Origin of the sequence: Methanosarcina sp. DH2, from assembly GCF_020804225.1 — an archaeon.
Lineage (GTDB): Archaea > Halobacteriota > Methanosarcinia > Methanosarcinales > Methanosarcinaceae > Methanosarcina.
Window position 1 is genome coordinate 23,098 of record NZ_WJBI01000009.1, and the last position, 13,344, is coordinate 36,441.

The 13,344-nt window shown below is 41.6% G+C and carries 13 protein-coding genes and 1 tRNA gene; 3 read left to right on the forward strand and 11 right to left on the reverse strand.

What is annotated here, in order from left to right; all coding sequences use genetic code 11:
* Positions 1–5 precede the first annotated feature (5 nt).
* From FXV91_RS11345 to FXV91_RS11370, 6 genes are all read right to left on the reverse strand, one after another.
* On the reverse strand, positions 6–764 hold the full coding sequence (locus FXV91_RS11345; protein ID WP_229390721.1) for a hypothetical protein: 759 nt from the start codon (positions 762–764) through the stop codon (positions 6–8).
* Between the two features lie 485 nt (positions 765–1,249).
* A complete protein-coding gene (locus tag FXV91_RS11350; protein ID WP_229390722.1) occupies positions 1,250–1,600 on the reverse strand; it encodes a hypothetical protein in 351 nt (116 codons plus the stop codon).
* A 143-nt stretch (positions 1,601–1,743) separates the two neighbouring features.
* Positions 1,744–2,538, reverse strand: coding sequence for an ABC transporter ATP-binding protein (locus tag FXV91_RS11355; RefSeq protein ID WP_229390781.1), 795 nt, complete (start codon positions 2,536–2,538; stop codon positions 1,744–1,746).
* Between the two features lie 98 nt (positions 2,539–2,636).
* On the reverse strand, positions 2,637–3,842 hold the full coding sequence (locus tag FXV91_RS11360; RefSeq protein ID WP_229390723.1) for an FtsX-like permease family protein: 1,206 nt from the start codon (positions 3,840–3,842) through the stop codon (positions 2,637–2,639).
* Positions 3,843–3,884: 42 nt separating this feature from the next.
* On the reverse strand, positions 3,885–5,159 hold the full coding sequence (locus FXV91_RS11365; RefSeq protein ID WP_229390724.1) for a COG1361 S-layer family protein: 1,275 nt from the start codon (positions 5,157–5,159) through the stop codon (positions 3,885–3,887).
* 181 nt (positions 5,160–5,340) lie between these two features.
* Positions 5,341–6,717 (reverse strand): sodium:alanine symporter family protein, encoded by a 1,377-nt coding sequence (locus FXV91_RS11370; RefSeq protein ID WP_229390725.1) that lies wholly within the window; start codon positions 6,715–6,717, stop codon positions 5,341–5,343.
* Positions 6,718–7,015: 298 nt separating this feature from the next.
* On the opposite strand from FXV91_RS11370, the gene FXV91_RS20240 reads away from it, so the two are divergent.
* Entirely contained in the window at positions 7,016–7,369 is a 354-nt protein-coding gene (locus FXV91_RS20240; protein WP_345945508.1) for an ACT domain-containing protein, read from the forward strand.
* A gap of 102 nt (positions 7,370–7,471) precedes the next feature.
* On the opposite strand, the gene FXV91_RS11380 is transcribed toward FXV91_RS20240, so the two are convergent.
* The 4 genes from FXV91_RS11380 to nikR form a co-directional block, all read right to left on the reverse strand.
* Positions 7,472–8,719: a calcium/sodium antiporter gene (locus tag FXV91_RS11380; RefSeq protein WP_229390727.1), complete on the reverse strand. Its 1,248-nt coding sequence runs from the start codon at positions 8,717–8,719 to the stop codon at positions 7,472–7,474.
* Positions 8,720–8,982: 263 nt separating this feature from the next.
* Positions 8,983–9,480, reverse strand: a complete 498-nt coding sequence (locus FXV91_RS11385) for an N-acetyltransferase (RefSeq protein WP_345945506.1) — start codon at positions 9,478–9,480, stop codon at positions 8,983–8,985.
* 389 nt (positions 9,481–9,869) lie between these two features.
* The gene (locus tag FXV91_RS11390) at positions 9,870–10,439 is read right to left on the reverse strand and encodes an N-acetyltransferase (RefSeq protein WP_229390728.1); all 570 of its coding nucleotides are present in this window, start codon (positions 10,437–10,439) and stop codon (positions 9,870–9,872) included.
* Positions 10,440–10,638: 199 nt separating this feature from the next.
* Positions 10,639–11,061, reverse strand: a complete 423-nt coding sequence (nikR, locus tag FXV91_RS11395) for a nickel-responsive transcriptional regulator NikR (protein ID WP_229390729.1) — start codon at positions 11,059–11,061, stop codon at positions 10,639–10,641.
* An 843-nt stretch (positions 11,062–11,904) separates the two neighbouring features.
* Here nikR and FXV91_RS11400 point away from each other — a divergent pair.
* Both FXV91_RS11400 and FXV91_RS11405 read left to right on the forward strand, forming a co-directional pair.
* A complete protein-coding gene (locus FXV91_RS11400) occupies positions 11,905–12,660 on the forward strand; it encodes a peptidylprolyl isomerase (protein ID WP_229390730.1) in 756 nt (251 codons plus the stop codon).
* 149 nt (positions 12,661–12,809) lie between these two features.
* Positions 12,810–12,895: transfer RNA gene (locus FXV91_RS11405), tRNA-Ser, on the forward strand.
* A gap of 126 nt (positions 12,896–13,021) precedes the next feature.
* On the opposite strand, the gene FXV91_RS11410 is transcribed toward FXV91_RS11405, so the two are convergent.
* On the reverse strand, positions 13,022–13,246 hold the full coding sequence (locus tag FXV91_RS11410; protein ID WP_229390731.1) for a hypothetical protein: 225 nt from the start codon (positions 13,244–13,246) through the stop codon (positions 13,022–13,024).
* Between the last annotated feature and the right edge of the window lie 98 nt (positions 13,247–13,344).

A 13,344-nucleotide genomic window follows, 5' to 3' on the forward strand; every position in this document is an offset into this window, starting at 1 on the left:
ATGTTTCACTTGGATGAAAGCGCTTCAAAGTATTGTTTAATCAGAGGCTCGTACTCTTCCGGCAGGCTCTCAGAGTAAGTCTGGCTATACTTGAATTCTTCATTAAAGTTGCCTGAGTTTTCGTTGAATTTTTTTTCCGTATCCGCATCTATCTGGCTTGTGAACCCGAGTCCCAGGGTCGGGTTGATTTTCATTTCAACCTGATCTCCATTTTTTATAATGACAGCTTCTATCTTATACCTGGAATCCAGAGGAACTTCTTCATTTTCTTCGTAAGCTGCTCTGGCATTCAGGTTTGGAACATTATCCCGGATATTATCGATTAGCTGGCTGGGAGATATGTCAAAGCTGAAACCCTCATATATGCAGAAAGTGACACCTCCTGAAACCAGCAAAAATATCAAAAATGACCTGAAAATCTGGTTTTTTGGGACTATTTTTCCTATTTTGATGCCTGTAAGCTGACTGTGCACATCCTCAAGCAGTTTCTTTGTAACTATGTTGATATTCTGCCTGTTATCGTATGCAGTACTCAGTCTTGTCCTGAGTTCCGGAAAGCTGGTTTCAAGGAGATTTATCAGGTTAAACTTACTTCCTCTGCCAGACAACCTGCAAATTAGACTGACAAAAAGAGTTAACATGAGCGCCTCTGCAGCCATTAACCCGAGATTAAACCAGTAAGTATTAAGGTATATCTGGGACCTGAGCAGTTTATCCATGCCGGGAATATAGTAAGCAAGTTCATACAGGTTAAATAAAATCATTAATAAAAATAAAAAGGCAAATTTTCCGGCTGTTTGTAAGAATCCCAGGGTACGATAGGACCACATCAGGTATTTTTTATATTTATCCAGTAGAGGCACTACAAACATATAATCTCAGACCACAGTTGCAATTTTTATTAATTATATTGTGGATGTTACTTAAAAAACTTTTCTAATATTTTAATTTTCAATCCAACAAATACTCCAGTAATAAAGTGACCACTACCTGGCTAATACAATAACAAATAATCCGGTAATGTCCCCACAAATCCCCTTTTAATCTCCTTTTATATCCTGTATAATCAAAAAACTATATAATTCTATAAGAAGCATATTTTTCATTCTGTCTTTTCCATTACATATCTAAGAAATAATATCTGATCTCTGCACTGTAAAGTCTGAGAATACTTTCCCTGATTCTGCAAACCATTCTTTAACTCTGGGAGCGCGAATTACATCGGGAAAATCACCTTCCTCGAAGGGTATCAACCAGGCAGGTGGGGCAGTTCGCGCTCAGATCTTACGCATTCCTCCGCCAGCCTGTCCGGAAGCCCGTCGAAAAAGTCTAGAAGAGAAGAAGGAAAAACGACCTGAAAATGAAAATTAAAAAATATTTTCAAGAAAATTATTTCTGAGGCAATATTCAACTTTCTTTTGTTTGCGCCTGCCGGTTCTTCGGTTATTTTAAAATTAGTCCTCTTGAGCGCAGCGAAAAGGACGCGCACTCCCGACGCGCAATTCGGGCGACGCGCAATTTGGAAGGTAAAAGCTGTGGTATTATAAGTTGGTCTGCTTGAGCGAGCGAAGCGAGTGAAACGGACCTCGTGCTGTTGCACTTGCAGTGCAACTCCCAGAAAATCTTCGATTTCCTGTGATCCTGACGCGAAATTCGGGCAGCGCAACTCGGGTGTGGAAGCCCTGAGATTGACGTCTATAGGTAAAGTACGATAAAGGCCGTTTTAATTATTTGATGCCGCTTTTATTCTAAAATTCCATCTTTTAATCTTATCACCCTGTCAGCATATGCAGCATGCCAGTCTTCATGCGTGACCATTACGATTGTCTGCCCCATTTCTTTGTTGAACTTTTTGAAGAGATCCAGGACTTCCTTTGAAGTTTGAGAATCCAGGTTGGCACATGGTTCGTCTGCGAAAAGGACTCTTGGATTATGGGCAAGAGCGCGAGCGATCGAAACTCTTTGCTGCTGGCCCCCGCTCATTTTGGAAGGGAGCTGGTGAAGACGGTCCCCTAGTCCAACTGCTGTAAGGATTTCGGCTGCTGCTGATTCGTACTCTTCTTTTGTCTTGCCCTGCATCATGAGGGAGATATAGACATTTTCTGAGGCGTCCAGTTCCGGAAGGAGGGCATAATCCTGAAAAACATACCCCAGGTTATGAAGGCGGAATTTGCCTTTCTCTCTGTCAGGCATGCGAGAAGTGTCTGTTTCATCTATAATGACTCTTCCGGAATTTGGGGTATCGAGAAGTCCCAGCTGGTTTAAGAGAGTGGTTTTTCCGGAGCCGCTTGGACCCATGATCGCAACAAACTCCCCGCGCCGGATTTTCACATTTACGCCTCTAAGAGCTCTAACCTGCACTTCCCCCATTTTAAAGGTACGGACTATGTCTATTCCTTCTATAATTATATCGCTATTTTCCCCTGGAGTTGTTTTCATCTCAATTTCTGTCTTGTTTCCATTTTCCTTCTTTTCGGGCTCACCTTTCATCTCATTTTTTATCTCATTTTTCATCTCACCTTTCATCTCATTTTTCATCTCATCTTTCGCTTCTTTTTTTACTTTATCTTCATGTTCCGTTTTTACTTCCTCTTTCACTTTATTTCTTACTTCATTTCCCATTTTTTTCACCCCTTTCACTTACCCCAGATAAGGTCGAGGAGGTCTTTTTGAGCCAGTTTGTAGGCAGGAATTACAGAGCCTATTATGGAAGCAAGAAAAAGAAGGAATGCCCTGTTTATAGCTTCTGCATCATCAAGTCTAAGACTCATAGCACCCAGGGGAATTTCTACGGGGTTGGATTCGGTATAAGGGACAAGCCCAAAGCGCATAAAGGCATAGCCAAGTATGATCCCTGTGCCGGCATAGAGCATTGCCTGAAGCACGAAAGAAGCAACGATCACATTCTGCTCTATCCCGATTGCTTTCTGGACCCCAATTTGCCGCTTTTTATTTACGATGTTAACGTAAATTACCACGAAGATGATCACAAACGCTATCAAAAGCCCGATTGCATTCATAATGTTCCTGACAAGGCCAAGGGTGTTTTCAATCAGGCGGAGGATCCCTGCAAACTCATGCCATGTGCGGATATTTTCCCTTACGCCCAGGGAAAGGAGGGCATTTCTGGTTTCGTACTCGTCCGTGCCAGCTGTTGTTTTTACAGCTATTTCCTGGGCAAAGTCCCTGTTTTCTATACCAAGCATTTCTTCCATATCGGCTCTGCTGAGGTAAGCTGAAGCGTCAGCCATGAAGTAACGGGTTGTATAGATGCCTTTTACCCTGAACTCCCGGGTTTTGCCGCTAACTGTGAGCTCAACAGTATCGCCTACCTCAACGCCTCCCAGAGACCTTGACTCCATCAGGGCTCCGAAACTTCCTGAGACCTCCCTTCCCAGAATAATCTCTCCCCTATCAGGTCTGCTCAGGAATTCTCCGCTTATTACGGCATCCTCAAGGCCGGTTACAAAGATCTCGTCCGCAGGGTCAATCCCGTAAACGGTACCACCCATTTCTTTTTCCTTATAGCGGAAGTTTCCTGTGGTCTTCAGGCGGGCAGAAGTCCCTACCACCTGGGGAAGGCTTTCTATCTTCTTCTGCAGGGCTGACGCGCTCTCTATATAGCGTTCTTCTTCCGTCGGTTCGACCACGACGTTTCCGGTCTGGAAGTCCACCATAAGCTCATTGAACTTGAGCGTAACACCTGCCAGCATACTTGAGAAAAGCACCAGCTGAACAAATATCAGGGTCAGCACGAAGACCGTAAAGATTGTAATCCCTCTATTGCCCCGTACAATTGAGCGGCTGGCAAGAAAAAAGGAGACTTTGGCCTTTTCAAGCATAATAAAGCTCCTGTATATCTTATCCCTTTTCGTTTCTCCGGCTTAGAGTTTGCCTTTCTTTTTCATATAAAAGATTACAACTGCAAGGACCAGGACTGCACCCAGTACAAACGGAACAATGCTTTCGCGCGTTCTGATTACATTGAATGTCAGGACTTCACTGAACCTGTGCTCCCCGAAATCGTCCTCGTACTCTACAAGCAGTGTTACCTCCTGTTCTCCTGTCTTATCAGGAATAAAGGTAAAGACTGCAGGGGCATCGTCGTCTTTTTCGAGCCTTCCGAGAAAAGCGTCTGTACTGCCGCCTCCTTCAAGCCCTTCGAGCCTGGCTTTTACAAAGCGGGCTTCCCCTTCCCCTACATTTTCAAGTCTCAGGATCATGGAAGCCTTCTGGCCTCTCTCAGGCATTTCAGGGTCAAATTTGAGGCTTGCAATGTTAATTTTCGCCCGGTTCAGCACATTCACCCCGATCTCCTGGGACCTGTTGATCTGAAGGGTTTCAGCTTCGTTTGATGCGGTTATCCGGAGAGGAATCCTGTAAGGCTGCACACCTGTGTTGCTGCCTAAAAGGAGTTTGAACGATACGTTTTCCGAACTTCCGGCACTCAGGTTTTCAAGGAAAAATACATTGTCCTGCATAGGAATCATGGGTGAAGAGCCGTTCAGGTCAAGCACGACGCGGACATTTTTTGCATTCCCGTTCCCTGCATTTTTTACTGTAGTTTTAAGATAGAATTCTTCCCCTGGCACAAGAGCCCCGGAAGAAAAATTTCCTCCATTTGCCGGAAGGATTTCCGTGCCTATAAGTACAAGATCAGGGTTTCCCTCCACCCGGATAGGAATCCTTCTTGAAAAGCTTGTCACACCATCATCTTTGATGGTAAACTCAAGCTGGTGGACTCCTGACCTGGCTCCTGAGCTGACACTGAAGTGGAAATTCAATTCGACCTTTGAACGCTGCCTTATCTGTTCAATTTGAAAATCGCGTTCTGTATTCGTCCCTGAGCCGTACACCCCTGAGGTGCTGTATTTTAAAATAAAAGGGTCAAGTTCTTCGATCCCTATTTTCACGTTCTCCGCCGGTTCGTCTCCTGTGTTTTCAATATTGATTTTTATAAGCAGGTCTTCTCCTGGCCTTGCCGGATTCGGGGTAATTTCTGCAACCTCAACTCGAAGATGAGTATCTCCGGAGATTACAACCGCAGATGCCGGGGTTGTCAGGAATGCTGTTATTATCAGCGCCATAACTACAAAACTGAACTTTGTATTTCCCTTATTTACAGTACCCTGGTCTTTTCCTTGAAAGGTGAACTTCATGGGCAACAATCCCCTGTCTGGTCTGGTGAACATTATAATTAACAATTCTCAGGCCTGTAACTAACAATCTTAGGGCCTGCCTTATAACCGTTGTACTTTGTTTACAACCTGCATCAGGTTGTATTGTTTATTTTTCAGGCTTTAATCGGAACTCAGTTTTCGGTTCCAAGTTCTTCAACTCTCATTCTTCGGCTTTCAGTTCTTCAAAATACTGTATGGTCTCAGTTTTAATGACCTTTCTCAGCGCCAGGAGAGCTATTAGGTTTGGAATTGCCATGAGCCCATTTACAATGTCTGCCAGGACCCAGATCACGTCAAGAGTCAGAAAGGCGCCCGAGGCAACGATAAGGATATAGATTATTTTGTAGGGAAGAATTCCCTTTACCCCGAAGAGAAATTCCGTACAGCGTTCGCCATAATAATTCCACCCAATAATGGTTGTAAAGGCGAAGAATATGAGTCCGACTGTTACAATATAGCTCCCGACTTCTGCGAGTTCGGTCGAAAAAGCGTAGCTCGTCATGTACGCCCCTGAAAGATTTTCTGTCCAGGAACCTGTCATAATGAGCACGGTTCCGGTCATCAGGCAGACGACAATTGTGTCGAAGAAAGTCCCTGTCATGGAAATAAGCCCCTGCCTGGCTGGTTCCCTGACCTTTGCAGCTGCAGCTGCTATGGGCGCGCTTCCGAGGCCGGACTCATTTGAAAAGATCCCTCTTGCAATTCCCATCCTCACTGCAAGCATTACTCCTGCTCCAAGAAAACCACCTCTTGCCGCAGTTCCTGTAAAGGCCGAACTTACTATAAGAGCAAAGGTTTCAGGGATCTTTTCAAGGTTCAGTCCGATAATTAAAAGGCAGCCCAGAACATAAGCCACTGCCATAAAAGGCACCATCAACTGAGCAACAGCCGCAATTCTCCTGATCCCGCCAAGGGTCACAAAAGCTACAAGCAGGCTTATGACAGCTGCACTCAGGATCTCAGGAACGTTAAAGGCAATCCTTGCTGAGTCAACAATAGCATTGACCTGCGGGAAGATCCCTATCCCGAAAAGCGCTACGTTTATCCCGAAGAAGGCAAAAAGCGAGGCAAGTATCTTGCTGTACCTTTTATGCCCAAGTCCGTTTTTGATATAATACATGGGACCCCCTGACATCTGCCCATTTGCATCCACCGTCCTGTATTTGACTGCCAGGAGAGACTCGGAATACATGGTGGCCATCCCGAAAAAAGCTGCAAGAAACATCCAGAATAGCGCCCCTGGACCTCCCGTTTTTATTGCAGTTGCAACCCCTACTATATTTCCTGTCCCTATGGTTGCCGAAAGTGCGGTGCTGAGTGCTGCAAAGCTTGAAATATCTCCCTGTACTCCAATCTCGCTTCTTCTTGATTTCAGGACGTACCTAAGGGCAAGGGGCAGACTTAAAACTTGAATCAATCCCAGGCGCCATGTCAGAAAAACTCCTGTCCCAACAAGCAAAACCAGAAGAGGAGGTCCCCAGATGAACTCATCTATTCTCGTAAGGGTTTCAAGTAAATCCATGCTCAGCAGTTCCATTCAAGCCAGCTCCGGTTAAAGATAAAAATTAAAAGGTAATACCGAAAGATAAAGAAACGGTTTTAACTAAGTATTTGTTCAAGGCTGGTCTTAAAAGTTGATGTTTGCGCCCCTTGAGTTTAGAAAAGTTGTTCTTGGAGCTTCGGGTGCCAGACGGAGCAGCAATCCGGACCAGGGCCGGTGTCTGAGATAAAAAATCTGATAATAAAAATTAGCCCGGTATAAATCTAATACAAAAAAGGAGTCCTCTATAAAGCAAAACAAACTTACTCTATCCATCCTTGAAGGCAGGTTCAGTATTTTCAGGTTCGAAAAGGAGTCTGAAGTTCCTGCATGGGTGTATGGAGGCAATTTCTTTTCAATTAAGAGTACTTCTAAAAAACTCTCAGTTGCCTGCCAGGAAAGCAGTATCCCTGCAGATATTCCTGCAGGCACCCGGGCTGAAAAAGGATGGAGCTGCCTGAAAGTTGAGGGACCTCTGGATTTCGGGCTGACAGGAATTCTTGCAGGAATCAGCAGAACTCTGGCTGAAAACGGTGTCAGCTTATTTGCCATTTCAACTTATGACACTGACTATATTCTGGTAAGGGAAACAGATCTGGAACATGCGGCAGGAACCCTTAAAAAGGAGTACGGCATTCAAAAACCCTGAATTGAGAGGAGAAATCTGTTTTTTGAATCTTTTTCCCGATGGCTCTTATTAGTATGTTGATAATATGTTGATTTTATCCGATATTTTTTTCGGGGCGGTTTCTTATCCGAGACTAAAGATAAAAACCATGAAGCCGGAGTAGAGGAGAAGGAGGATAAGCCCTTCAAACCTTTTGATTCTCCAGCCTGTCCGGATAAAGAGGAGAAGCAGGAGACTGATAAATAGCATGAAGGGAGTTATGTAATAGACGCTGATCCCGGTTACCGTGAGGGGGTTGACAAGCCCCGAAAAGCCCAGAATCAAAAGGGTATTTGAAATATTTGACCCTATTACGTTTCCAAGAGCTATGCTGGCATAGCCGCTGCGAGCTGCAGAAATAGTAACCATCAGTTCAGGAATGGATGTCCCGATTGCAACAAGGCTTATGCCGATAAGAGTCTCCGGAACCTCCAGAAGCAGGGCAAAAAATATTGACTGTTCTACAAAGTATTTGGCTCCAACAATTATAGCAATAACGCCTGCAACCAGTTTGATAAACTCTGTTAAAAGGCTGCTTTCAGAAAGATTTTCCGCTTCATTTTTTATTTCGGTTTCGCTTTCGGCTTCAGTCTTGATACTGGTTTTGTCGAGTTCTACTGATCCTACTTTATCCTCTGCCCGAATCTCTTTTATTTCTTTTTCTATCTCTTTTATCTCTTTTATCTCTTTTAGCTCTCCCATCTCTTCTTCCGTTTTTATTTCTCTTTCCGTTTTTTCACGGCTCTTTTTTACGGCTTCCTTTATTCTTTTTTCTTCTATTCGCCCTCCAACTCCTGTTTCAATCCTTGCTTTTAAATCAAAAATATACTCAAACTTGAAAAAATAATTCATAAAATCTTTGAAATAAATATCTTCCTCATGTTTTTTCACCTTGTCGAGCAGGAACAGAAGATAAACCAGGTATAACAAGAGAAAAGTGAAGGCTTCGATCCTTGAAATTCTAAAATCCAGAACAAAAAGTAAAAAAAGAAAGGCAGAAAACAACATTATATATCCGTCTCTTCTAAGCATTAACTCTTCAGTCCTAACATTTGACAGAAGGGCAGCGGTGCTCACGATAAGTCCTATGTTTGCGATATTTGACCCGAGTACATTACCTATGACTATTCCGCTTGCCTGTTCGAAGGATGCCGTAAGGGAGGAGGCAAGCTCAGGTACAGATGTCCCGATAGACACGAGGGTTAGTCCGATTATAAACTCAGAAACCCCAAACCTCTTTGCAATTAATGATGATGACATTACAAAAAGGTCTGCCCCTTTTACAAGCAGCAGAAGCCCGCCAACAAAAATAAGAACATTAATTAAGTACACATTGAAATGTGAACTCGATTTTTATTTAAACATATCCTTTGAGCTGCAGTACTGGACAAAGCTGCAATACTGCATAAAGCTGTAACCGACAGGAAAGAATGAAATCTCATCAGGTAACGCTTTATTTAAATATCTTGTCAGATAAATCTTTACTGAAAAATTTCCTCAGATAAATCTTTACTGAAAAATTTCTTCAGATAAATCTTTACTGAAATAGAACGTCTAAAGAAAAATGCCAATTTTAAAAACAATTGGGGAGCTAATCAGGCAAGTTTTAACTCCATTTTGTAACATTTTTCTTTCTCGCCACATATGTCTTCTATTTTTTTTACTATCTGAAAACCTATTTTTTCGTACAACTTTATCGCAGGGATATTGTTTACATTTACATATAGGAGAATAGAAGATATTCCGTTCAGCTTCATTTCTTTTATGCTTTCTTCCAGAATCTTCCTGCCATATCCCATTCCTCTGAATTTTTTGTCGATTGCAATTGAGTAAACTACGGATTTTTTTTTCAGCCCTTTGAACGAAAGTTCTGGTTTCAGGTAGTATATGCAGTAACCTGCAACTTTATCCTGATTTTTAATTACGTAAAAGATCTTTCTTAGTTTCTTTGAGTATTTTAAAAGCTTTTCCTGATTCTTACTATCAAACCCTTCTGCCTGAATTCTAAGAATCTCCTGTAGCATAGTTTCATTTACAGGTACAATATCTTCCTTCTCAGTATATCTCCATTTCTTTAAAATATGGACCCCCATAGTATCCCGCAGCAGCTTCTTGAAACTTGTGAAGTATGAAACGAATCTTACATAAATTTGTTTGGGACCCATGGAATTACCTTTAAGCGGAGGGTCATTACTATAATTTTCCGTGAGTTTTGTCGCTTCTGCCATTAAAAAAAACTCTCTCCTTTGCTGCTGATATAAAGTTATGGGTCAAAGGCATACTGAACTGTAAACTGCATTTTTATTTAAATGTACCCTTTGAATCCTGAACTGACATAGAAGGCGTTTGTAAGGAAGTATGCCGTACAATAGTCTGAAAGTTACTATCGTATAAAAGATCTGTTGTATAAAACATTTTCACCGGGAAAGGCCGCAATAACTGCTGGCTGTAAAAAAGTACTGTACTGGAAAACGTACGAAAATTAAAAAAGTTTCAGCTCCATTTTATAGCATCTTTCATTCTGGCCACATAGGTTTTCTACTTCTTTGACTACGAGGAAGCCTGTTTTTTCATATAATTTTATCGCAGGAGTATTATTTACGTTCACGTACAGGAAAACAGTCAATACACTATTTAGCTTCATTTCTCTTATACTCTCTTCCAGTAGCCGCTTGCCAAATCCCTTACTTCTGAATTTCCTATCAATCGCAATTGAATAAATGACAGCTTTTTTTTCAAATCCCCTTCGAGAAAAAGTCGGTTTCAGGTGGTATATGCAGTAGCCTACAACCTTATTTTGGCTCTTAATTACATAAAAGATATTCCTAAATTTATTTGAATCTTTTATAATTTCTCCACGTCTTTTTTTTTCAAACCCTTCTGCCTGAATTCTAAGAATTTCCGGAAGCACGGTGTCGTCAACGATCTCAACGTTTTCTTTCTCTATTTGCTTCCATCCTCTTAAAAGAAAAGTTCCTGCCGTATCCAGAATTGCCTTTTCAAGACTTTTTATATATAAATTTGGTTTTGAGTGAATTCTTGCGAGATTCATAAATCTCCCTTAAATGCAGTATCGACATAAATAAAACAATTACTTTTATAGAAAGTTCATGTTAAGTAGTATATCGATAACTTGATTTTTTCCAATCCGGATTTCACAAAAAAATCCTGAAAATTTGTCGTGAAAGCTGTGGATAGATGAATTTTAAGCCGGGCGTTCAAGCAGATTAATCCTTTTTCTATCCTTTCAATTATTCTGTCCTCTCTTCAGGCACGGTTGTCAGTCTTGAATGTTTGACTCCTTTTATACTCAGGAGTCTCTGGGCGAGCTCTACTATTTTTTCTCCTTCTCCTTCCAGAATTATCACTTCAAAACAGAGATTTCCCTCCATATGAAAATGTACGGAAGAGTTTATCATATCCATATATTCATGCTGAATTTCTGCCAGGGTACTGGTTACGCCCTTTTTCGAGCAATCATATACAATAGAGATTGTCGCAGCCCTTGTACCTTTTATCTGTTGCATCCATTCATAGTGCTGGTTATATGTCCTTATAGCATCCCTTATTCCTTCCGAACGAGAGGAGTATCCCCTCTTCATAAGGGCCTGGTCAAATTTATTCAGAAGTTCCTCTGGAAGGGAAATTCCGATTCTCATAAGTTTTTTTTCCATATACCCCTCCTGAAAATGAAAAATCCTTTCTGTAAGGCTTTTTATGTCTTCAGTTATTCAACTGAGTGAAAAACCAAATCAAGCTGCCTAAACATATAAAACCCACTATATTTCCGAATCCCCATTAAATATAATATTCAATCTTATATTTAATATTTTATCACATTCGGAGACCTAAATGATATGAAAAATGAAAGTAAGAGGGCGAAAATAAGAAGATGAGAATAACAAGATGAGAATAACAAGATGAGAATAACAAGATGAGAATCGGAAGATAAGAATAAAGAGGATTATAATCGGAAGATAATAAGAAGATGAGAATAAAAAGATGAGAATGAAAAGATGAGAATGAAAAGATGAGAATAAGAAGATGAGAATAAGAAGATGACCTGGTTCTAAAAAGGATGTTTCTTTCAAAATCATACTGAAATAGATAACTCAATTGATGAAATGACAGCTTGAATAGCAATGTCCGGACAAAAATTCTCCTGCCGGAACTTCTGTTCCTGTCTGGCAAGGCTGCGAGAAAAGGCATTTTTGCCCTGAAGATTAGTTTCTAAGACAGAAGTCAGAGTGACTTTTCCTCCTGTTTCCAGGTCTGATCTTTTCTATTAGTTCTTTTTAATGGCGACGGATACGGGTTTAGAGATAATTTCCAATAAGTTATAATTTTTACAATGACCAGTGAGGTTTCAGATAACCCTGTTTATTCCCAAAAAGCTTATTAAAGCCAGAGTTCTATAGCGTGAAACGCGTTTACTCTGAAAGTTCAGGAATTAACTGATTAAGGATGAATTTCCTTACCTATCAAGTTTAATTAATTTAATATAAGAGTTGAGAATTATGGCAATCCAGAAAGGCGATTTTATAAAGTTAAGCTATACAGGTAAGTTTGAGGACGGCAGGACTTTCGACACAACAGACGAAGAGCTTGCCAAAAAAGAAGAGATCTTTAACCCCCGCGGTCTTTACGGCGGAGACGTCGTTATTGTCGGGGCAGGGCACACCATTGAGGGCCTTGATGAGGATCTTGAAGGAAAGGAAGCTGGCTATTCCGGCACGGTCTCAATCCCTCCGGAAAAGGCATTCGGTCCGAGCAACCCCAAGCTCATAGAAACCGTTTCCATAACAAAGTTCCAGGACAGAAATGTTCACCCTGGCCTGCCTGTTGAACTGGACGGCAGGAGAGGAATTGTTAGCAGGGTTATCGGCCGCAGGGTCACTGTAGACTTTAACAGCCCACTTGCAGGCAAGACCGTTACCTACGAGTACACCATTGAAAAGGTCCTTGAAGACGACGTTGAAAAAATCCAGGGTCTTCTTGCCTTATACACTGGCATGCGCGACACAGAAGTCGAAATCGCTGATGGTATAGCAAAGATCAATGTGTCTACAGGTCTGACCTTTAACCAGCGCTGGCTCATGGCTAAGAACAGGGTTGCATCCGAACTCTTCAAGTATGCCGGTCTCAAAGAAGTTCAGTTTATTGAAAAACTGACAGCTGAGTCTGAAGCCGAAGTCCCTGCACCTGCAGAACTTGAAGTCGAGGCTGAAGCTGAAACCGAAGTTAAAGAAGAGCCTTCAGAATCCCAGGAATAAATCTATCTGTACTTTACAAAATAGCGAAGAGTCCTTTCTCTTCGCAAATTTTATATATAATAATCAGGTTCTCTGTATACGCTCCCCGGAATATCAGGGCGACTTGCCAGGGTCTACCCGGAAAGCCAAAAAAATCTATCTTTCAACATGCTGAGGTAGCCCAGCGGACCACGGCGCCGGTCTTGAAAACCGGTAGTGCTCACGCGCTACGGGAGTTCGAATCTCCCCCTCAGCGTCTCATCCTTTTGGTCTTAATAAATAGTCTTTTTTGTTGCTTCTTTCTAAACATTTTCTCGACGAGTTGCAACATTTTCTTAATACTTATAACCACATCAGATTACATTGCTTATAGCTAAATGATTTAAATACCCAATATTAGCATTATTAGTTTCGTTGCAATAGCCAATCCAACTAATGTCACTATTACCATACCGACTGAAAATAGCATTCCGAGAATTATTGCCCCGAATACCCCCAAATGGGCTAGAGCAAATGCCTTGGTAAAAAAATCACATTCCTCAATAAAATTAAGTTCTTGTTCGCCATCTTCAGCTTTTTGCGTACCTTCTTTAGCAGTTGCCACCATATGTCCGCCCACCACACGCTTAATGTTTAGCCTAGTTAAATATAATCAATAAAAATTAGAGTTTGTAATGTATATAAGTCGTTGAACTTGAATGTAAT